Below are 21021 nucleotides of genomic sequence, written 5' to 3' on the forward strand. Positions count from 1 at the left end.
CGGATGATTCATCCTATACAACGGAACTCGGCGCTGGCGCGAGGCGCGCGCGCCGGGGGCTCAGGGGACGCTCATCTCGAACGCCACGCCGTAGTTCGGCTGGGCCTTGCCCGAGATCGAGCCGACGAACGGGTCCGAATCGCGCAGCTGGCCCCAGCGCGCCGTGCCGCCGGCCATCGCCGTCCCGTCGGTCGTCGCCGCGTAGCCGACCGTCACGCCGGTGGCGGGGAGATCCGGCGGGCAGGTGATCTTCACCGAGTCGCCGGCGATCTCCACGCTGCTGATCTCGATCCGGGTGTTGCCTCTCCAGACCTCGAAGCCGCGGCCTCGCGACCACTCGGTGTTCGCGCTCTGGTGGGGAGCCGGCAGCGCGTCGTCCCAGGCGAGCGGCGGGACCGGGACGTGGAAGTGCACGGTGATGACGCCGCCGCTGCGCTCGACGCGCGTCGGCTGGAGCGGCTGCCAGTCGCGCCCGAGGACGACCTTCTCGAAGTAGACCTGGCCGTACTTCTCGCCGAGCTGCTGGTACCCCTCGGCGTTCAGGTGGATGTGGTCGGTCGCGTACGGATACTGGTACTTCGGACCCGAGCAGACGATATCGCCCGGGTGCTCGACGCCAACGCGCCACTGCGCCTGGGTCGACGTCGACCGCGTGCCCGCCTCGGTGTGCACCGAGTGCTGCTGGGACACGAGCAGGGGGATGCTCTGCGTCTGCCCGGTGAGGGGCCGGAGGTCCTCGTTGTAGTCGGACCACAGCTTGAAGAGGTCGTCCTCGTAGGTAGCGCTGCCGGCGTCGGACTCGCCGTGCGTGATGATGATGGCGCCGATACCGTACGTCTTGCCCGCCTCCCTGGCGAGGCGCGCGATCGCCGCCGCCTCGAACAGCGTCGCCGCGTACGCGCGGGCCTGGGTCTTGTCGCCGTCGATCACCTCGGTGGCGCCCTTGCGGAGGATGCTCATCGGCTGCCCGCTCTCGCCGACGACGGTGTGCACCGTGACGAGGTCGCCGCCCGCGCCCGCCTGCGCCAGGGTCGAGATCTGGTCGGCCATGGCCGTGTGCGGGGTCTCGCCGTAGATGTTCTTCGGGTAGGCGCTGGGGTAGGTCGTCGCGAACCCACGGATGGGCTCGACGAGCGGCACCAGGGAGAGGGCGCTGCTCGCCGGATCCCACGGGGGCACGCTCGCGGCCCCGAGCGACAGCTTGAGGTTGTGAAAGCGCTGCTCCGTCCCGCGGGGCGGCGTGCCCTCGGCGCCGACCGAGAGGCTCTGTCCCGTGCCGACGATCCCGCTCCAGTCCCAGGCCGGCCCCGGCGGTGCCCCGCCGCCCGCGCCGCCCGTGCCCGCCGCGTCGCCGCCCGCGCCGCCCGTACCCGCCGCGTCGCCGCCCGCGCCGCCCGTACCGGCCGCGTCGCCGCCCGTGCCCGCCGCGTCGCCGCCTGCGCCGCCCGTGCCGCTCCCGCTGCTCGTCGCGACCTGACCGCCAGCGCCCGCGTCGCCGCCCGCGCCCGAAGACGAGCCGTCTGACGAGTCGCCGCAACCGATCGCCATGAGGAGGAGGAGAATACCTGATGAGCTAAGTCCCAAGAACGAAGATGTTCGCATGATGGCTCCTTGTTGCCGCGCGAGGGGACCCCGGGGTTCCCCGCGGCGCGGAGCTTTGATCATCCGCCCTCGTGGTGGAAGATGAACCGGTTCAGTGCGTCCATCCGGAGCCGCGCGCGGCTCGCGGACGCTCGTCGTGCGACCGCGCGCAGCTCCGGCGGCCGGCCCCCTCGCGTCGTGCCGGAAGGGCGGCGGTCCTCGCTTCGTCGGCGGTCCCCACCCCGCCGGCTGTCCTCACCCCGGCGGCGTCCCCCACCCCGGCGGCGTCCCCCACCCCGGCGGCGCTCCCCACCCCGGCGGAGGCGGCGCCGGCGGAGGCGGCGCCGGCGGCGCCACCGGGCCGAGCACCTCCATCCAGGCCGTGCTCTCCACCCACGCCGCCAGGTAGGGCGCGCTCGCCCCGCGGCGCTGGAGCAGCACCAGGAACGGCGCTGTCACCTTGAAAGACCGCGGCGGCGGCGGCCCGTACGAGCCGATGACGGCCTCTGACGTCGCCCCGGCGCCGCCCTCGTTCAGGTGGAACTGCACGCGCTGCTTCGCCTCGTCGAAGCGCTTCCCTCCCAGCGCCTCGCCGAGCAGGGGCCGCCCTGTGAGCTCGCCGAAGCGCGCTTCCAGATCGAGCCTCAGCCGCGGGATCGAGAGCGCCTCGTCCGGCGCCAGCTGCCGCGCGTCTCCGTGAAGCCGATCGAGCCGGCCCTGCGCGCTGGCCACCGTCGCCGCCAGCGTCTCCGCCGGCGCGATCTGCGCGACGACGACGCGGCTGTCCGGATCGTCGGCGACGAGCTCGATCACGAAATCCTGCGGCGCCGCCCAGTCGTGGACCACGACCTGCGCCCTGCGCGCCGGGTCCGCGCCGAACGGGTTGCCGTCGAGCCCGAAGGCGCGAACTCGCGAGCTCTGGAACGCCCCCTCCCGCACCGCGAAGCGCGTCTCGAACTTCAGGACCTTGCTCAGGAACCCGTACGCCAGCAGGGCGTCGGCCGGCACCCCCTCCGGCAGGTACTCCAGCTTCGCGTCGGGGAACTTCGAGAAGAGCTCGGCCCGCAGCGCCTCCACGATGCCCTCGCCGCCGAACCCGGCGCCCGAGACGCTCCACGCCGGGTCCACCACGTCGGCCCCGAGCGTGGTCGCGTTCAGCGCGTCGGCCAGGGCCGGCTGGGGCTCCATGCGGATCGGGCCGAACCTCGCCCGCAGCCTCTCCCAGGCGAGCGCGAACGCGGCGCAGAACACGACATCTTCCGGGGACGAGGAGAGCGGCGTGGACAGGCTCGCGCAGACAGACGGCATGAGACCTCAGGGGCGGCGGGTGAAGGGCTGCATCGAGCCGGCCGGGCCGGCGATGGTGACACCCGGGATCGTGGGGTGGTCGTACATCTTGTCGCCGACGCAGCCGAGCGTCGTCGCGCCGGTCGCGTTCGCCACCGACTGCGCTATCGATCCCCCCGGCTGGCCTGGCGGGTCGGTGCCTCCATGGCAGACCGTCATGTGGACCTGGTTGCCCGTGAAGCCGGCGCCCCGGATACTGCTCCCCAGCTGCTGGCCGCTCATGGTGGACCCCGTGAACCGTCCGCTCGGATCCGCATAGTGGATCGTGCCGGGCGATCCGTGCCCGTAGACGTAGAGATCCGTCTCGCCGGCGAGCGCGTTCGGATTGCCGAGCTGGCTATAGTGCACGATGTTCTGCCCCGTCGCCGCCCGGCGCGCGTTCGCGCCATTCACGCAGGTCGGGTCGTCGCTCATCAGCAGGATGACGAGACCGAGCGGGTCGACCCAGAGCGTGACGTTGGGCACGAACGCCAGATCGAACATGGAGGCGTCGATCCAGAGCGGATCGGGCGTGGTGAACGTGCCGAGCTCCGGGGAGTAGTACCTGGCGCGGTGGTAGCTGAGCCCCGTGAGCTCGTCGTGGCGCTGCCCGGCGAACCGGAGCGCGGTGAACGGCCCCTCCCGCCGGGTGACCGCGCCGAACGCGCCCAGCTCCTGGCCCGTCGCGGCGCCGGTCGGGTCGACCATCAGCCACGGCGTCGCCGTCGCGTCGGTGACGACGCTCCTCCACACGCCCGCGTCGCTGCCCTCGAGCAGCGGGGTGATCTCGTCGTCGGCGAACACCCGCCGCACCGAGGCGCCGCTGCTGCTCACCTCCTCGACCTGGGCCTGATCGTCCCAGCCGAACCACGTGCTCGCCCCGTCGCTCCGCACCTCGCCGAGCCGCCGGTTGAACGCGTCGACGTGGTACTGGACGACGAGCCCGTCGCTCCGCGCCGCGCGCACCAGCGCGTCGAGCCCGTCGTAGGCGTAGGTCCAGCTCGAGGCGCCGCCCTCGGCCGCGCGCGACGCGAGCCGGCCCTGCGCGTCCCACGTGAAGGCAGCGGCGGCCGTGCCGAGCACGCGCCCGCCTGGCCCCACGCGGTCCTCGGCGGAGCGCAGCGGCGTCCCGTTCGCGTCGTAGCGGATCTGCTCCTGGGCCCCGAGCCCGCTCACCGCGAGCGGCCGCCCGAAGACGTCGAGCTCGTACGTGCGCTTGCCCGAGGCGCTGTCGACGATCTGCTCTAGCGGACCTGTCTTGCTCCAGGCGTAGCGGCGCGCGCGGACCGGCTGCCCCGCGGCGTCCTCCAGCGCCGTGACGATCGGGCGACCCATGGAGTCGCGCTCCGTGCGGATGGCATACCCGTTCTCCCGGACGCGCGCCGTCTCCCGGCCGTAGGCGTCGACCTCGCGCAGGATCCGCTCCACGCCGACCGCCGACTCGAGCGTGATCGACTCGATACCGCTGCTCGGCCCGCGGCCCATCTGGACCTGCCACCCCGTCGAGTAGCGCTTCGCGGTGGCCCAGCCCTTCGCGTCGAACGCCCGATCCACCCGGTACCGCCACCCCCCGACCCGCTGCTCCTCGCTCACGATGCGCCCCGCGGCGTCGCGCTCGAGGAGCACCTCGGTCGCCCCGCGCGTGCCGCGGCGGACGAAGCCGCGGTCGTCGTACTCGAGGGTCGTCACGACGTCGCCGTCCTCCCGCCGGATCACGTCGCCGCAGGCGTCATAGGCGAGCTTCCGGACGGTGGTTCCGGCCACCTCGGCGCGCACGATGCGGCCGCGCACGTCGTGCTCGTAGGTCGTCTCCACGCCCGAGAACGTCCTCGTCCGGACCACGCGGCCGCAGGCGTCCCGCTCGATGGTGAGCGGCTCGCCCGCCGGGTTCTTGACCCAGGCGAGCCGCCCGCGCGCGTCGTAGCCGAGCCGGTACCGGCTGCCGTCCGACTGCGTCTCTTCGACGACGAGGTGCCCTACATAGCGCGCCGACGAGACGCCGCCGCCCGGGTGGCGCGCCGACACGGGGCGGCGCGCGTCGTTGAACGTCCGCTCGACGACGACGCCGCCCGGCGCCCGGACCCGCACCGGGAGGCCCCGGCTGTCGTAGTTGATCTCGACCGCGGCGCCTCCGGGCAGCTCGACGCGGACGAGCTGGCCGAAGAGGTCGTATGTGTACCGCGCCGTCCCGCCGCGCGGCAGCGTGCGCGCGGCGAGGTTCCCGTGGGCGTCATGCTCGAAGGTCTCGGTGGAGCCGTCGGGCGCGACGATGGCGACCACCCTCCCGCGCTTGTCGTACTCATACCGAGTCTTCGCCCCGAGCGGGTCGGTGCGCTCGAGCATCTGCCCGTCGGCGCCCACATCGAAGGTATACCGGGCGCCCGCCGGATCGCGCACCTCGAGGATGGCGCCGTCCTCGCGGCGCTTCAGGCTGAACGACCGGCCCATCGCGTCGGTGAGGGACGCGAGTCGGCCCATCGCGTCGTAGGTGCTCCGCTCGGTCCCGTCCGGCGTGGTGGAGGAGACGACCTGGCCAACAGCGTTGTAGGAGAGGTGCTTTTGCTGGCCCGCCGGATCCTGGTACCGCTCCACCAGCCCGAGCGCGTTCCCCTTGTAGTGGAACCTGTACCCGAGGCCGTCGATGACGGTGGTCTCGTGGGGACCGGGCCCGTACTGGAAGCGCATGTGGAAGAGGCCTCTGGGCCGCGCTGCCGGCGCCATCGAGGCCTCCGGCGCGCCGATCTCCTGGAGGATGTCGGCGCCCTCGAGATCTCCCCAGGTCTCCACGCAGCGCCGCTCCCCCGCGACGTCGGCATACACGAAGTTGTACCGGAGGCCGCCCGGTTGCTGCTCCAGGAGGAGGTAGTGCTCGTCGTCGTACGCATACCGCGTCTCGACGCCGCCGGCGTCGATGGCGCGGGCGAGGTCGCCCCTCGCGTCGAGCTCGTAGGTCACGAGGCGCTTCGTGTGCTCCACGCCGTCCGCTCCGGTCGCGGCGACCCACCAGCTCCTGAACTGGCCTTCTCGGACGAGCCATGCGCGGCGGCCGACCGAGTCCACGATCTGGACGACCTCGCGCTCATCCCAGGTGATGTCGGCGAGGTTGCCGGCGCGATCGCGCAGCTGCGCGAGCCGGAAGGTGCCTGGCGCCTGGCCGCGCGCGAGGACCCGGAGGATGCCGTCGTCGAGATCGACGACGAGCGCGTCTCCCTCCCAGTACACGCGCCGGCCGAAGGGGAGCAGCGCCTGCACGTCGCCGGCTGGCGCGGTGAGGGTCGTGGCGCGGAGGGTCTCGTCGATCAGGGTGAGCCGGTCCCCGTGGAGCTCGGCCTGCCAGCACAGGGCGTGGGACCAGCCGCGGCCGATGCCGCACTCCCGCTGGACCGAGGAGGTGCGGTACGTGCGGATCCAGCTGACCGGCAGGGGCCCCGGCAGGAGGAAGTCGGTCTCCGGCGGCGTGAACATCGTGCCGGTGACGATGTCGACGGGGTGCCCCGCGTCGGCCTGGCCGTCGGCGCCTGGCGCTGCGGGCGGGCTGGGCGGCCCTGCGCCCTGGTTGCTCCCGCCGCCGCCGCCGCCGCCGTTGCCGCCGCCCTGCGGCCCGCCGCCGCCCGGCCCGCCGGCGCCGCCTCCGCCGCCGCCACCGCCGCCGGCGTTGCCTCCGGCGCTGCTCGCCGTCGCGCCGGCGCCGACGGTGATCGACTTGTTCATCTGGCCCATGCTGCCGGTGATGCCGGCCATGCCGAGCTCGATGAGCACGTTGGGCGCGCCGAGCCAGGGGAAGCAGGGGCCGCCCGTGTTGAGGCTGACGACCTCCTTGAGCGTGCCGGGCTCGTTGCCGTGGCACGCCTTCATGCAGCCGCCCACGGTGAGGATCTTCGCGCCCTCGATCTTCGTGCGCATGCACGGGTCGATGACCCCCTCGGCCACGGTGCCCATCGTGGGATAGGGGATCGGCAAGGGGCTCGGGGCGGCAGGGGTGAGGCACACGCTCACCGCCATTCCGGTCATCTGGTGGCCGGATTTCTCGGTGATCGTGTCCATGTGGAGCGCGGTGACCTTGCCCATGGTGGCGGGATGGTCGCACGTGAGGAAGGGAGAGGGAAGCCGGGGGCGTGCGGGAGCGATCGGGCGCGCTACCGCCGACCCCGGCATGGAGCCGAAGCTCTTCCCGGCAACACACGACGCTCGACCCCTCCAGCGGCTCGGGATGGCGTAGCCCCCTCCGGTGCCGAGGCTGCGGTATCTGCTTGCAGACACCCAGTGCCACAGCCGCACGCAGCCGGCGCCTGGATTTTTCTGTTCGGCGGCCGGCGATTCCGATCAGCCTGTGTCCGCGCCGGTCCCCCTGTTATCCTCGGATCATGGCGCGCACGGCTCCCGTTCCGAATATCCCCGCGATACCTGGCATGAATCCGGGCGTCTTCATCATGGGCGGTGGCGGCGGAAGCGGCGGCGGCGGGGGCAAGGGCGGCAAGGGGAGCGGCAAGGATCAGGGTGCCGATGGATCCGGCGGGGGCAATGGCGCCGAGGGTGGAGGCAAATCGGCCTGCGGAGGCACGGGCGGCGACGGGTCTGGCTGCCCGAACCACCATGGGTCGAAGAGGAGCGGGAAGGTGTCGAAGGGGGATCCCGTCGACGTCGCCACCGGCCGTGTGTTCACCGATCCGGTCGTCGATCTGGAGCTGCTTGGTCCACTTGGTTTGCAGTTCGTGCGCCGCTACAGCACGAGCGCCCATGAGCGTGACGTGGGCCTCGGCTATGGCTGGACGCACTCATTCGCGTGGGCCGTCGAGGTACGGCGTCGAACCACCGTGTTATGGACCGACACTGGCGCGGAGCTCTCGTTCGATGCCATCGCATAAGGAGACGCAGGAATCGGCCCCGACGGCTGGATTCTGACCCGAGACGCCAGTGGCTTCGTCCTCGACGACGCCGCCGGCACGTTCTATCTGTTCTCCGAGCACACCGGCTCGACGTACCGCCTCTCTGCCGTGCGCGATGCCCATGGCAACACGACGCGCATCGGCTACCGTGACGGGCGCATCGAATCGATCACCGATGCTGCCGGCCGCGTCGTGCGCGTGCGGCGCACACCGGACGGCCGCATCGGCGCGCTCGAAATCAAGAATGCGCCCGAGCAAGGGAGGTGGGTTGCCCTGCGAACGTACACGTACGATGAACGCGGGGACCTCGTCGCCGACACGGACGCAGAGGGTTGCGTCTCGCGCTATACATACGAGGATCACCGGTTGACGTCGCGCATGGATCCCGAAGGACTCACCTTCCATTTCCTGTATGACAAGCAAGGCCGCTGCGTCGAGACATGGGGCGATCACCCTGAGACGTGGCGCCTCGGCCTCGCCGAAGGGGTGCCCGATACCCTCGCCGATGGCACGAAGGCCCGAGGGATCTATCACTGCAAGCTCATCTACGGCGACGACGGCTACTCGGAGGTGGCGGATTCCATCACCGTGCATCGCTACTTCGCCAATGATTTCGGTAAGCTCGACAGGGCCGTGTCCGGCGGGGCCGTCTACGGCCGCACATACGATGAGAACGGCAATCTCCTCTCGTTCACCGACCCACTGGGCGCGACCACGAGCTGGGTCCGTGACGCCCGCGGCCGTACGCTCCGCATGACCGATCCGCTGGGCCGCACCATCATCATCGATCGCGAGCCTGACGGGCATATTCGCCGCGTCACCGATCCGGCCGGCGGCGTCACGGAGGTGACGCGCACCGCGGGTGCCCTGTACTGGACCGATCCGATCGGCGCGACCTTCGAGGTCCGCATCGAGGCGCGCGGGCTCATCACGGAGACGGTCGCGCCGAACGGCGCGCGCACGCGCTTCGCCCATGACGCGTACGGCAACGTGGTCCAGAAGGTCGACGGGACAGGCGCCGTCACCGAGTATGTTCACGATTACTGGGGACGCTGCCTGTCGGTGCGCGACGCGCTCGGGAACGTCACATCGTACGCCTACAACGATCGGGGCGATCGCGTCGCCGAGCGCCACCCCGACGGGGGCGTGACCCGCTATGCCCACGACCGCAACGGGGACGTCGTGCGCATCGACCATCCAGACGGCACCTCGACGCGCTTCGATCGGGGAGGTCTGCACAAGGTCTGCGCGATCCGCCGCCCGAACGGCGAGGTGAACCGCCTCGGCTACGATCGTGAGGGTCGCCTCGTGCGGGCCGAGAACGCGCGCGGAGACGTGTACCTCATGCGCTACGACACAGCGGGTCGCATGGTGTACGAGCGGACGTTCGTTGGGCTGGAGAAGCACTATCGGCACGACATGGCCGGACAGCTCATCCTCGAGCAGACCAGCGCAGGCGAGACCACCGAGTTCGCCTACGACGCGGCCGGACAGCTGGTTCAGCGCTCCCTGCCGGACGGCACCACGGAGTCGTTCGAGTACGACCATTGCGGCAACCTCATCGCCGCCGTCACGCCCGCCGTGGAGCTCACATACACGCGCAACGCCGTGGGCTGGGTGGTGGAGGAGCGGCAGCGCGCCTCGGGAGACCTGTCCGTCGTGCGACGGACGTACGATCTCATGGGCAACGTCGTGCAACGGACGACATCGCTCGGCCACTCGGCCGCCTTCGCGCGGGACGCCTGCGGCCGGGCAACGCAGGTCGTGCTGGACGGGCGCGTCACGGTCGGCGTCGCGCACGACGCGCTCGGGCGCGAGATCGCCCGCGCGCTGCCGGACGGCGGGCGCATCCAGGTCGTCTACGACGCGCTCGGCCGCATGGCGCAGCGCTGGGTGCGCCACCCTGGGCAGGCCAGCGTGGGTGCCGGCCGGCCCGACTGGGTCGGCCCTCGCCCGCCGGGGACGACGGTGTACCAGGCGTTCCGTTACGGGCCGTGCTCGGAGCTCGTCGAGGCGTGGGACGACGCGCTCGGCCGGAAGCTGTTCGAACACGACGCCGCAGGGCAGATCCTGGTTGTCCGCAACGAGCGGGGCCAGGGCGAGCGCTTCGCGTACGACGCCGCGGGCAACCTCCACGAGCCGGACGGCGAGCAGCGCGCTTACGGCGCGGGGAACCGCCTGGCGCAGAAGGGCGACACCACGTATGCGTGGGACGAGGCGGGCAGGCTCACGAGCGCGCGAGACGCGGGGGGCCGGCTGACCCGCTACACATGGAACGGCCTCGGGCTGCTCGCCGGAGTCGAGAGGCCCGATGGAAGGGTGGCCGAGCTAAGCTATGATCCGTTCGCGCGGCGCATCGGGAAACGCACGTTCGAGCGCGGCCCCGACGGGCAGCGGCGCGAGGTTTCGAGCGTGCGCTTCGTGTGGGACGGCGGCGTGCTCGTCCACGAGATCAAGCGCGTGGCACAGGCGTCGGGCGATCCCATCGTGGAGGAGCGCACGTACTGCTTCGAGGAGGTCCGGTACGCCCCCTGGGCTCACCGCGACGCGCGCATGGCGGGCGGCCGCCGCGAGGAGAGCCCGTGGTTCCACTACCTCAACGACGACGTGGGCGCGCCCGAGCGCCTGGTCGGTCCGGCGGGCGAGGTGGTGTGCGAGCTCGATCGATCCGCGTTCAGCGCGAAGGTGAAGGAGGGTGGGCGGACCACGACGCCGCTCCGCTTCCCGGGCCAGTACGAGGACGAGGAGACGGGGCTCGTCTACAACCGCTACCGCTACTTCGATCCTGCGCTCGGCCGGTACCTGAGCGCGGACCCGGCCGGCCTGGACGGCGGCTTCAACGGCTTCGACTACGCAGGCAACGCGCCGACGCGCTTCGTCGATCCGAGCGGCCTGATGCCGTTCTCGACCGTCCGGAACGCGGCAGGGAACAACCCCGAGGGCAAGGACTTCACCGATCCCAGGAATCGCCGCGGGGTGCCGGGCGATATCGAGGGCAAGAGCCAGGGAGAGCGCGGCGGGGCAAAGGCAGAGGCCCAGCGCGAGCGGTTCGGCAAGGACGACGCGATCACCGAGGCCGTCAAGAACGCACAGAAAGCGCGCAATCCGAATCAGACCGCTACGGGGGACACAACGTGCGCAGAGGTGGACGCGCTGCACAAGATGGCGCGCCAGATCCGCGCCGAAGGAAACGCCCAGCGAACGGCGAAGGGGAAGGCTGAGATGACCAATGAGGAGGTGCGCGCCGAGCTTCAGAAGCGCTTCAGGAACGGCGCGACGATCGAGACCACGAACGAGGATGGCGAGAGCATGGCGCCCTGCCCCATGTGCGCGCAGATCTTCCGGGAGCTCGGCCTCCACCCGGCCAACATCGGGGACGATGCAAAGGGCGGTGTGATCGGCCCGAACGACGAGACGGAAACCAAGGTGAACAAGATGGGACGGTGGGATGGGAACATCACGCAGAGCAGCGAACGGAAGCGCTCTCGGCAACGGAACATCCGGACGACGCGTTCCACAACCCCCCCGTTCACCACCTGACGCACGCGATGACGACACCCCGGCCCCGAATCCCCGCCCCCGAGCCTGTCGAGCGCGCCTGCCGCTGCGCCAGGGACGAGGCATCGCGCGCCACGCTCGACCCCGCAGAGCAAGCCGCGCTCGCCGCGCTCGGCCGATGGATCGAGGAGCCAGACCGGCCCTATGCGATCTTGCACGGCCCACGCCCGAGTCGACGCGCGGTCGTGGCCGCCCACCTCGTCCGTGCGCAGCAGGAAGGCACCGATTACGCTGCGCAGCTCGTGCCGATCGGGCCTGATCTCAGGCTCGAACGCGACCTGGTCGCGCTGCTCACCTCGCGGCTGCGCGTCGGCTACGGGGGCGGTTCTCCTCGGTGGTTGCGCATGCGTATCGCGAAAGAGCACCTGCGCGTGGGGCCGACCGAGGGCGCGCCATCGCTGCTGCTCGCGATCACCGACGTCGAGGAGGCGGAGCCGCTCGTCTCCTGGCCGGCGCTGTTCTCGGCCGTGGGTCCCCGCGTCAAGGTGCTCGCCACCGTCGAGGGCGACGACGCCGAGGCCCGCGCGTGGATCCCGCGCCTCGGCTTCGATCCGGCACGCACGCGGATCCATCCGCTGCCGGCGCGCCCCTGGCCCGCGCCGGGCGGTCCGGCGGCGTTCCTCACGGCCGCCGGCACGATGCCGGCCCGGCTCCTCAGCCTGCTCTCGGTCGCCTACGGCCGGCTTCGCGAGGACGAGATCAGGACCGCCCTCGGGGCGCCCATCGAGGGCGCCCTCGCCGGGATCGAACCGCTCGTCACGGCCGTCGAGGGCACGTACGCGTTCCGCTGGAACGCGGCCCGCCGCGAGGTGGAGGAGCGCCTCGACCGCAGCGCGCGGGAGACATCGATGCGCCGGCTCCTGTCGCTCGCGCCGGACGGCTATCCCTGCGCCTACAGGCGGGCGCACCTCGAGCAGGCCACCGCGCCGCTCCAGGCATTCGCCGCGCTGGCCACCAAGGAGCACCTCGCCCGCTGGATGGCTCGGCCCGAGGGCTATCTCGGTTTCGTCGCCGACCTCGAGCGCGTGCGCCGGCGCGCCGTCGAGGCGCTTCCAATGGGTCAAGAGGCGACGGCCCTCGCAGTGCGCGCGGCCCTTGTCGAGGCGAGCGTGAACTCGTGCGCCTGCCGCGAGGACGACGATGCTCCTGTGGGCGTCGAGCCCATGACTCGGGAAACGCCGATCGCGGATGAGCGGCGGCAGGCCAGGGCGCTCATCGCGCTCGGCGCGGTGATGGCGGCCGGCCCGGCGCGCGCCGAGGTGCTCGAGTGGGCCAAGGACGCCGCACGGCGCATCCCGGACGTCGAGTTCCGCGGGGATGTCCTCCTGAGCCTCGCCGAAGTCCTCGAGGGCGAGGCGGGGCACACGGTCGCGCGAGAAGCGCTCGCCGCGTTCCGGACCGTGGAGAACGCGGAGGATCGAGCACACCAGATGCTCGTCTCGACGGGGGGACTGTCTCCGGAGGAAGGCGTCGCGGTCGCGCGAGAAGCGCTCGCCAGCCTCCGCGATGGCGCCGGAGATCCTGGCGATATAGAGGTCTTCGCCAGCCATTTCCCGCGCCCCGTCGCCGAGGCGCTCTGGCCCGACGCGGAGGCGCTGCCTGGGCCGGCGCGGGCGCGAGCGCTCGCCGCGCTCGCGCGGGTCCTCGGCAATCCCGAGCGCGTACGCGCCGCGTTCGCCGCGGTGGAGCAGCACCTCGAGCCGTACGACCTGAACGAGCACTGGACGCTCGCGCGGCTCGTGCCGCACCTCGCCGCCCCGGAGGCCCGCCGCGCCGCCGCGCTCGCGCCCCGGTTCGGCGAGCGCGCCGCCGAGCTCCTCGAGGGCCTGATCCCGCGCCTCCGGGCGCTGGACGATCCCGCTGAGGACCTGATCGAGGCGCTGCCAGCCGCGTCGCGCGCGCGAGCGCTGGCCCGCAGCCTCCCCTTCGCCGCGGAGCCGACGCGGTTGCTGGCGCGGATCGACGAGGCCATTCAGAAGGCCGAGCCGCGCGACCGCTACGGGCTGCTGTTGTTCGACGTGGGGCCCTGGTTCGCGGCGAAGGGCGACAGCGACGCGCTGCTCGCCGCGCTCGGGCCGCTCAGCGACGGTGGCCGCCTGAGCGCCTTCAGCTTCCTGGCACGCCACGATCCCGTGCACGCGCCCGAGCTGGCGCGCCGGGCCCTACCGCTGGCCCTGCGCCTCGGCGCCGACGAGCCGGACCGCCTGCTCGACCTGGTCCCGCTGGCCCGCCACCTCCCGCCCGAGGGCGCCGCCGCGGCGCTCGGCATCCTGCTCGATGCGCTCGCCGGAGACCACCGCCATGCGGCGCTCGCGGGCGACGGCGTCAGCCTCGATCGGCTGGCGCCGCTCATCGCGGCGCTCGCGGGCGACGACGGCCTGGCCGGCGCGGCGCGCGAGGTGGTGCAGGTCGCGGCGTGGTTCCCGTGAGCGCCGCGCTCGTCATGGGCGATCCGGCGGGTACGCGGACGCAGCGAGCGCTCGAGTGTGCTCCGCGATCCGCCGAGGGGCGTTCCGGAGCCTCGGCAGGCGCTCTGCTTTGCGGTCCGGAGGGGGTCCGGACCCCTCGCGAGCGCTCTGCTTTGCGGTCCAGAGGGGTCTGGACCCCCCATCTGGCACAAGATCGAGCGCATTCGCGGGGTCCTTGGCACAGAATTCCGCGTTGAAGCGCGAGTTCTGGCACATTTTTGCTCTCGAAGACGCGATCGGGAACGCTCTCGAGGGGTCCGGACCCCGGTGTGTCGCAATGCATTGCGTTTGAGCCAGTGTTCGATCCCCCTCCTCTGGCACAGAACGAGGTGACCTGGCACAGGCCGCGGGCGCCGCTTGCTGCACGGCAGGTGGCAGGCAGAACGGGACCGGACGGGACGCCCGGACGCCGATGGCGCCGTGGACAGCTCGGTGGGCGACGGAAGCGTGCTCCTGAGGCGGAGTGACGAGGGGAATGCGCGGAGGGCATCGCCGCGTCAGCAGCGGGCGTGCATCACGCGAGGGGGCTCAGAGGTCGGCCGGCGCCGGCTCGGTGCCTTGCGCTTCAGGCGGGAGCGGCACGCCGGGCGCAGGGGGCGCCGCGGGCTCGCCCTCGGGCTTGCCGTTCTTCCGGGCTACGCCCCGGCCGCTCGGCCCGACGCTCCAGCTCGCGAGCGGCGCGAGCAGCCTGTCGGCGAGCTCCTGCGTCTCGGGCTCGTCGGGCTCGACCGCGCCCATCACCTTGATCACGTACGCGCGCAGCGCCTCGGTGAAGGCGTCGAGCGCCTCGCGCACGCTCGGCGGCGCTCCCGCGGCGGTGGCGGCCGGCGCGGTGACGCCGAGCGCCTTGCCGTACGCGGCGTGCGCGGCCTCCAGGGCGGCGAGGAACCGCTTGCCGCCGAGCGCCTCGATGCGCGCGTCGAAGCCGTTCTTGCGGATCCGCTGGATCCGCAGCTCGCTCTCGGACCATTGCAGGACGTACGTGAGCTGGAGGAACTTGAGCCCTCCGGTGAAGAGGGCCGCCTTGAGCGCGCTCGCCTCCCCGACCTCGGGCGCGCCGGGCGGCAGCTTGGTGAACGCGGTCAGGAAGTCGTTGAGCGCGCTCCAGCAATTGTCGAGGACGCGGTCGCACTGGACGGCATCCTCGCTCTCCTCCCCTCCTCCTGAGAGCGACACCTGATCGCGCAGCGCCGACGCGAGCTCGCCGTGGCGCGACGACAGCGCCGCGAGCACCCGCGCGATGCCCTTCGCGAGCTGCTTCTTCACGGGCTTCGCCGCCGAGAGCAGCTGCTCGCCGAGCGCCATCGCGCCGACGGCCGTGAAGCGGGGGAGCTGGATCACTTCAGCAGCGGTGTATTTGCTCATGAGATCACCCTCGTCCGTGGCAGGAGCGCGGGATTGCGCCGGAATGCCAGACGGGCAAGCGTGCTCTATTCATGATGCCGAGAGAGGTGTCCAGAGAGAAGTGGGTGGGAAGATGATTTATAGAAGAAGCGAGGGTGTCGGAATCCTGCCGTGTCGCGGGGGGAGGCGCGATGGAAGCTTCGCGAGAAGAATGAGGGATGTTGCGGAGATGGCTGAGGTGGCACCGATCTGGCCAGGAGGGAAACCAGAGGCACCCTGTACAGCCCGAAGAGGGCCGCGTCGAAAGGTTGCTTACGGCGGGGACGACATTCCCGCCGTGGTGCTCGCGTCTGCTCGACGCTGGGATCTTGCGGTGGGGTGGCGGGTGGTCGACAGGATTCCGACGGTCTAGCGGGATGAGCCAGCCCGGAACACTGAAACGAAGCGTCCGGCAGGCGGATCGGGGAGCGTGCGGCGCATGCGGACGTCGTAGGTTCGGACGTGCCGCAATAAAACAGCGTATAGGTGGTGTCACGGTATCGGCCAGATGGACAGGGCTCGACGTGCTCCGCCGGGCATCACGACCCTGCCCTCACGCCTCCGGTGAGGCATCGTCGGGCGGCGTGTCTTTCTCGCCTCCGGCGGGTTGCTCGACGGCACCCAGCGACCCCAAGAAATCGGCGACCACGATAACCTGGTCGAGGAGGCTCTTCACCACGATATCGCGTTCGGCTCCGACCGGCACCTGGAGCGCCACGGTTGGGAAGCCATCGCCCGCCATGAACACGCGCGGGGGAGTCGCGGACTCCAGCGGTGCGAGCGCGCGTCGCGTCGCCGCGAGATCACTGGCGTCCCACTTCACTCCATAGACGGAGAGCCAGAGAGGCGTCGGGGCGAACTTCATCCACTTGCGGATGTCGCAAACGAGAAAGCAGCCCACGCCCCTCAGCCGGAGGTAGCGGCCGGAGTACCCGTTGCCCGCGGTGGCGCGAAGTCCCTTCATGTTTGCGATGCCTCGATGCGCGAGCGCCGTGCAGACCTCGTCGACAAGGCGTCCGAACTCGATGACGCGCCGGTAGATCTGCGTGGTGAGCTCCTCGGACGTGACCGGGAGGAAGGCTTCGGCATCCATGCGTTCGCAGAGGCCGCGTAGCTGCACAAGGTCCTCGCGCGTCCGTCGGTCGTCGGCCGCCTCCAGCCGGAAGCCAATCGGATCGAGCAGCGCGCGCCAGCTCACCAGCGCGAGCTTCCTGCCGTCCCCGAGCGCCCCCTGCCGGACGTCGGGGATGCTCGTCTGGCTCTCCTGCACGCTGAGCTTGGCGTCTAGGCACCGTCGCAGGAGCTCTCCCCAGATCAGCGTGATACGCGCGGCGGGCACGACGAAGACGAGGGCGCCTCCGTCGTGCGGGAGGCGGTCCAGGTAGGTGACCGGCTGGTGCGATGTCAGCCCCGCCCAGAACTTCGCTTCTATGATGAGACGCTGGTTTCCCTGGTCATCGAAGCCCACAAGATCCGGTTGCGCCTCGTCACCTCCAGCAACCTGGTTCCGGTAGATCAGCGAGGAGGGGACGACGACCCCTACCCCGCGCAGGAGGTCCCGCACAGCGTCACGAGCAAGAGCCGAGCGTCGGAGGATGTAACCAAGCGCCTCCGTCGCAAGGTTTTCCGGGGGAGGACCGAACCTGGTGGCAAGATGTGCAAAGAGGGTCTCGTTCATCGTGCCGAGTATACCCCCGGTGAGGTCGTACCCGTCGTGACATCGGCGCCAATCGCTGGCACATTGATGTACGAGCCCGCTGCCCGCACCGTGAACCACTTCGCGTCCACCCCGGCGCCATGGACGAGGTCGGCGCGGCCGCTCCATCGCCTACCCCTCGGCGAGACGTTGGGCTTACGCGATGCTGTGCGGGTTGATCGCCCGTTCGTCGCGGGCGTAACCTTGTGACCCGCATGCCGAACAAGCGAGACCTTCTGACCCATCTCACCCGGGACGAGCTGCTCACCGAGGTGAGCCGCTTCGAGCTCCACGTGAGCGATCGCCGCACCCGCGATCAGCTCATCGACGCCATCGTCCAGGCGCGCAGCGCCGATCTGTCCGAGGTCCTCCTCGGCCACCCCCGCGACCGGCCGAAGGAGCTCTGCCGTAGGCTCGGCCTCGACGACCACGGCAAGGAGAGACTGCTGAAGCAGGCCGAGCTGCTCGCGCTGGAGTGGGCGGCGTGAGCGACGGGCTCGGTGAGCGGCGGCCGCCGGCCATGGCACGTATATGCGAGGCGGTCCATAGGTCCGCAGAGAGGACAGGGTGAAGGAGACACATGGCATTCTTCGCGTCAGGGCCTGAAGCGGACGAGTCCCGGATCGCCGACCTCGCAACCGAGTGGCGCGCCCTCGTGGCGAGGGAGCAGGAGACCCGCGTGACACAGGTCGCCGCGTGGGAGACACAGCTCGCCGAGCTCCGCGCCGAGCAAGAGGCGCTGCTGAGAGAGGGCCACTGGGTGGCCGGACCGGACGATCTCCTGAGCATCCTCGGGCAAAGCCGACAGGAGCTGCATCATTCTGCGCTGCTGGCGTGGCTGCTCGATCCTCAGGGTCGACACGGCTTCGGTTCTGGCTTCCTCGAGGCGCTGCTCCGCCGCTGCACGTCCGATCCGCCGACAGCCGAGCTGAACCGCGCCCGGCCCGCCCTCGATGTGAGCAAGGGCAAGGCCCGCGCCGATGTCGTCGTCGCTGGACCTGGGCTCTACCTCGTGATCGCGAACAAGGTCGATGCACGTGAACAGCCGCAGCAATGCGACCAGCTTTACGAGAGCTTCGGTCCAGAGCCAGGTGCGCTGTTCGTCTTCCTGTCCCCATCGGGACGAGCGCCCGTGACGGCGACGGGGGACGCGCGGGAGGCGTTCAAGACGATGAGCTACGCCGATATCGCCGTGATGCTCCGCGACGCGCTGGCTCGCGCGCCGGGGAAGGGCGCGACGGCGCACGGACGCGAGGTGGCGTCCAACTATCTTGCCACACTGGAGAGGGAGTTCCAATGAACCGCATCGACGATCCGCGTGCCGTATTCTATCTCCGGCATCAGGAGCTCATCGAGGAGTGGGCCGCCCTCGGCGAGCCCGCCGCCGAGCTCGCGCACGCCTTTCTGTGCTCTTGCGCAGATGACATCGCCGGGCTCGCCGCCGAGCTGTCTCCGGACATCCAGGTTTACAAAGATCTGGAAGATGACTGGCCGAAGATCTTCTTGATCTTGCCAGAATGGCTCGAATCGCGCGAAGGCGAGCTCGAGCCGAAGGTCGGGATCGGCCTGGAGTGGCACAGATCGAGACATCTCAATTTCACGATGTCTCCTAGCTGCGCCTACACAGGGGTGTGGACACATTACGATCTCGACGACGGCAAGGAGCTGTCGAGGAGGCTTCGTGCGGCGTTCGGAGAGGCCAACCTCATCAAGCCGCACAAGCTCGCCACCACCACCGCCTGGTGGCCCGCATACCGCTACGAGCACGCGACAGGGGAATACTGGAACGACCTCGGGCCCTACCGCGCGCAGATAGTCGAATCGTTGCGGTTCTTCTGGACGGTGTTCGAGCCGCAGATCCGGAAGGTGCTGGCTGGCCCTGCAAACTCATCAGGATGACGAGCGCTTCGCGCCGTCAGGCGGCGACCTCGTGTTGAAGGCGAACCAGCATACGCGCGAAGTCGCAGAGCGCCGAAGCGCCACCGAGCCGCAGGATGAGCTGGAGGACGGCGTCGGCATGGAGGTAGTGCTCCGACGGCAGGTAGGCAAAGATGGCGGGATCGCTGATGTCCACGGTGCGTCGCCACGCGTCGGCGCGCGCGCGCGCCGCCCAGATCGCGCGGAGCGCGGCGTCGGACAGGCTCGCCAGCGCGTCCCAGAGCACGCCGTCCTCCGTGTCCGGCTGCGCCAGGACCGCGCGCACGGCGGCCTCGATCTCCGGCGCGCGCGCCTCGCGGTCGGCCCCCGACTGCGAGGCAGGACCGCTGGCCCGCCGGCGTAGCCGCTCCTCGGGCGACAGCTCCGCACTCTGTCCGCTGGCGTCCACCGGGACGGCGCTCGGCGACGCCACATCGACGCGCGCATCCGACGAAGGAGCCGCCTCGGCTCGCGCTTCAAGCACCGCGCGCACCTCGCGCGGCAAGGATTTTTGGTTCCAGGACGCCCAGTCGAAGAACTCTTCTCCTTCGTCCAGCGCCCAGCGCAACGCCGGCTCCCACTGCGACGCGGGCAGCGCCGCCCACGCCGGGTCCGGAATGGCCATCAATCGATCGCCCGCCTGCGTCCTGCCGATCTGCCCGTCCGCGACCGCGTCGAGCACCCTCCCGGCGAGCGCCACGGCGCTCTCGGCCGGCACGAGCGGCAACACTGCCGCGATCGCCTCGACGCGATCCTCCTCGTCCAGATCGTCTCCCTCGTCCATCCAGGCCAGCGTCTCTTGGAGGAGCGCCGCGCGCTGATCGCTTTCGGCAAGGGGTGCCGCGGTGAAGAGCCCTCGGAGCCGCACGCGCCCGCCGCGCTCGCGCACCTCGTCGAGATAGAGCGAGACGAGGATGCTACGAGGCGCGCCAGCGGCGAGTCGGGCAGCGCGCTCGAGCGTGTAAAGAATCTCCACGCTGACCGGCCGCTCGTAGCGCGCGAGCGCCGCTCGCAGGTGCTCGCGTTGCTCCTCGGGGGAGAACAGCTCGTCGAATCCTGGGAGGTCGTAGAGCCCCTCCCCGCTCTGCAGCAAGGCCCGGGCAAGCCGGGCGCGCCGCTCGCCCGCAAGCGCGCGCGCGACCTCCATCACGAGCGCGAGGTCGTCGCCGGTGGCGTGATGCTCGGCGAAGTCCAGCACCCGGTCGAAGCCCCTGTCCGTGAGGATGCCCCCTGCGTTCTTCGGGCCGAACAGCAGCCGCCCGAGCCGCGCATCCGCGGTCTCGGCGTGCAGCGGAGGCGCATGCGCTTCGGCCTGCGTTGCCGGGCGGGTCGCGCGCTCGCTCAGCAGTGCGCGTTCGTCGTCCGTGAGCGACGGTCGATGATCCTCCACCCAGTCTGCGACCCACCCGAGCGCGCCCGAGGTGTCCTCGCCGAGCTTCTGCACCATGTGGAATGCCTCGTGGAACAGCTCCGACGAGCACGGTTCTGCGAGCTGCGCCGCGATGCGCAGAAGCGCGTCCGCCGCTGTGATGGGATCTGCCTCCCCGCGAGCGCGCGCGATCGCTTCCGGCGCGATCGCGGGGCACACTGCGACGATGTCCGCGAGCGCCGCCGGCAAATGCCCGCTTGCCCGCGCCCGCACCAGCGCGAGGCGTGCGATCCGCGCGCGTGATTCGCCCGGATATCTGCGCGCCACGGACAGGAGGTCGTCCACCTCCTCCAGTCCCGCACACTCGGCCTCCGATGCGTCGAGCATCCCTGCGTCAGCAAAGGATTCCGCGGCGCGCTTTCGCGCGGAGAACCCGCCGGCTGACACCCCCTCGCCGCCCTCGATCGACGCTCGCAGCCGCAGCATCTCCGCACGCGCCTTCTCGCGATTTCCGGTCGGGAGCAGTGGTAGAAGATCGGACCACGAGAGGAACGCCACGATCGGCGCTGTGCTGCGAATCCATGCCTCGACCTCCGATAGGGCACATGCGACCACTGCATCGGGGAGATAGGGCGCACACGATCGCAGCGCCTCCGCACGGCGCGCCCTCAGCACGCGGAGCGCGTCGAGCACGGCATCGTGCTGTCCTGCACGCGCGAGGCGCACAGCAACCGCGGCCACCGCCGCCTCGTCCGCGAACCATCCCGATCCATCGCCGGGCTGAGGCCGCCCAACAAGCGCGAGCACGGCGGGGAGCGCGGCGTCGGGAAATACCCC

Annotated in this window: 12 protein-coding genes; 6 read left to right on the forward strand and 6 right to left on the reverse strand. The window is 71.0% G+C overall.

The features are described from left to right. Window positions 1-60 precede the first annotated feature (60 nt). From WME89_RS30895 to WME89_RS30905, 3 genes are all read right to left on the reverse strand, one after another. Window positions 61-1548 carry a dockerin gene (locus WME89_RS30895; RefSeq protein WP_438003266.1) on the reverse strand — a complete coding sequence of 496 codons (1488 nt, stop codon included), beginning with the start codon at window positions 1546-1548 and terminating at the stop codon, window positions 61-63. Window positions 1549-1836: 288 nt separating this feature from the next. Continuing rightward, window positions 1837-2889, reverse strand: coding sequence for a hypothetical protein (locus tag WME89_RS30900; protein ID WP_438003267.1), 1053 nt, complete (start codon window positions 2887-2889; stop codon window positions 1837-1839). Window positions 2890-2895: 6 nt separating this feature from the next. Continuing rightward, the gene (locus WME89_RS30905) at window positions 2896-6975 is read right to left on the reverse strand and encodes a PAAR-like domain-containing protein (protein ID WP_438003268.1); all 4080 of its coding nucleotides are present in this window, start codon (window positions 6973-6975) and stop codon (window positions 2896-2898) included. Between the two features lie 341 nt (window positions 6976-7316). Between WME89_RS30905 and WME89_RS30910 the strand changes: the two genes are divergently transcribed. From WME89_RS30910 to WME89_RS30920, 3 genes are all read left to right on the forward strand, one after another. Continuing rightward, window positions 7317-7772 (forward strand): DUF6531 domain-containing protein, encoded by a 456-nt coding sequence (locus WME89_RS30910; RefSeq protein WP_438003269.1) that lies wholly within the window; start codon window positions 7317-7319, stop codon window positions 7770-7772. A 129-nt stretch (window positions 7773-7901) separates the two neighbouring features. Then, window positions 7902-11333, forward strand: a complete 3432-nt coding sequence (locus WME89_RS30915; RefSeq protein WP_438003270.1) for an RHS repeat-associated core domain-containing protein — start codon at window positions 7902-7904, stop codon at window positions 11331-11333. 8 nt (window positions 11334-11341) lie between these two features. Continuing rightward, complete coding sequence (locus WME89_RS30920) at window positions 11342-13780, forward strand: hypothetical protein (RefSeq protein ID WP_438003271.1); 2439 nt, start codon at window positions 11342-11344, stop codon at window positions 13778-13780. Between the two features lie 567 nt (window positions 13781-14347). Here the strand turns inward: WME89_RS30920 and WME89_RS30925 are convergent. Both WME89_RS30925 and WME89_RS30930 read right to left on the reverse strand, forming a co-directional pair. Further along, on the reverse strand, window positions 14348-15184 hold the full coding sequence (locus tag WME89_RS30925) for a hypothetical protein (protein ID WP_438003272.1): 837 nt from the start codon (window positions 15182-15184) through the stop codon (window positions 14348-14350). 571 nt (window positions 15185-15755) lie between these two features. Then, window positions 15756-16880: a hypothetical protein gene (locus WME89_RS30930; protein ID WP_438003273.1), complete on the reverse strand. Its 1125-nt coding sequence runs from the start codon at window positions 16878-16880 to the stop codon at window positions 15756-15758. Window positions 16881-17113: 233 nt separating this feature from the next. On the opposite strand from WME89_RS30930, the gene WME89_RS30935 reads away from it, so the two are divergent. The 3 genes from WME89_RS30935 to WME89_RS30945 all read left to right on the forward strand — a co-directional run bounded on the left by WME89_RS30935 (window position 17114) and on the right by WME89_RS30945 (window position 18797). Continuing rightward, window positions 17114-17386, forward strand: coding sequence for a hypothetical protein (locus WME89_RS30935; RefSeq protein WP_438003274.1), 273 nt, complete (start codon window positions 17114-17116; stop codon window positions 17384-17386). A 92-nt stretch (window positions 17387-17478) separates the two neighbouring features. After that, the gene (locus WME89_RS30940; protein ID WP_438003275.1) at window positions 17479-18198 is read left to right on the forward strand and encodes a PD-(D/E)XK nuclease family protein; all 720 of its coding nucleotides are present in this window, start codon (window positions 17479-17481) and stop codon (window positions 18196-18198) included. Further along, window positions 18195-18797, forward strand: a complete 603-nt coding sequence (locus tag WME89_RS30945) for a hypothetical protein (RefSeq protein ID WP_438003276.1) — start codon at window positions 18195-18197, stop codon at window positions 18795-18797. Before WME89_RS30940 ends, WME89_RS30945 begins: the two co-directional genes overlap by 4 nt. Window positions 18798-18813: 16 nt before the next feature. On the opposite strand, the gene WME89_RS30950 is transcribed toward WME89_RS30945, so the two are convergent. Further along, window positions 18814-20877: a hypothetical protein gene (locus WME89_RS30950; protein WP_438003277.1), complete on the reverse strand. Its 2064-nt coding sequence runs from the start codon at window positions 20875-20877 to the stop codon at window positions 18814-18816. Between the last annotated feature and the right edge of the window lie 144 nt (window positions 20878-21021).

This window comes from Sorangium sp. So ce321, assembly GCF_051530195.1.
Taxonomy (GTDB): domain Bacteria; phylum Myxococcota_A; class Polyangia; order Polyangiales; family Polyangiaceae; genus Sorangium.